1 protein-coding gene is annotated in these 1,042 nt (G+C 43.8%); it reads left to right on the top strand.

The genetic code is table 11. The features are described from left to right. Positions 1-820, top strand: an 820-nt coding sequence (locus R8N47_RS23750) for a response regulator (RefSeq protein ID WP_318185920.1), incomplete at its 5' end; no start/stop codon positions are given. Between the last annotated feature and the right edge of the window lie 222 nt (positions 821-1,042).

Below are 1,042 nucleotides of genomic sequence, written 5' to 3'. Positions count from 1 at the left end.
CACAAGGCGCTTCGGCGGGACTGGCCTTGGCCTTGCAATTGTTAAAGAGATCGCCGAGCACATGGGCGGTCATGTGACTGTGCAAAGCCAAGAAAATATCGGCACTACATTCACGGTTGAAGTTGAGATCTCTCCTTGCGAACCTGGGAAAGTGGAATCAGGACATAGGCACAAGCTCAATTGCAATGGTTTGAAGGCCTTGATAGTAGAGGACAATCGAACCAACGCCATCATTATGGAAACCTTCTTAAGAGCAAAGGGCTTTGAATGCTCAAGTGTTGAAAATGGACAGCTAGCGGTAAATAAAATAGCTGTAGAGCCGTTCGATTTAATATTGATGGACAACCATATGCCTGTCCTTGACGGAGTTGGGGCAATCTCAGCAATTCGCTCCATGCGCAGCGCTGCGAAGTCGGTACTGATATTTGGTTGTACTGCAGATGTGTTCAAAGAGACCCAAGAGCGCATGTTAGGCGTAGGCGCAGACCATATCATTGCTAAACCAATAGTGGAGTCCGAACTGGATGATGCTTTGTACCGACATGCCGATTTGCTGTATCAATATCAAACCAAGCAAAATCAACAAGCATTAGAAGTGTTGGGAACCGATTCTTTGCTGATTAGCTTTTATGTCGCTCTAGATAATGGCAATCTCGGAGACGCGCTTGATGCGCTGCTTGCTATAATGGATAGCCTTCAACCTAATACAGATGAGGTATTGTCGGAGGTAATCACTAGGATTAAACGCGATCTACTGCGTCAATCTCCACCCGATCAGGAAGATATAGACACATTAACTATGTTACTTGCTACGCCGTAATATACAGGTAAAAAAGCAGTCCATTTGTTTTCTTCGCCGCTCTTTTGGCTCTTCCTGAACTTCAGCGTATTTTTACCATATCGGTAGTGCTTTGTGCCGTCATTTATACTCTGAGTTTTTACATCTAGGTAGCATAAGCGTTTGCAATTGGTGTAATAAAACCAAATTTTGTTCCAATTCTATACCATCTACTCATTTTCAACCCTCTTAAAAGTAAGTCAT

It is taken from the genome of Vibrio sp. 2132-1, from assembly GCF_033344315.1.
The sequence above is the reverse complement of the archived record's forward strand: the minus strand, read 5'-3'. Positions and strand labels throughout refer to the sequence as shown.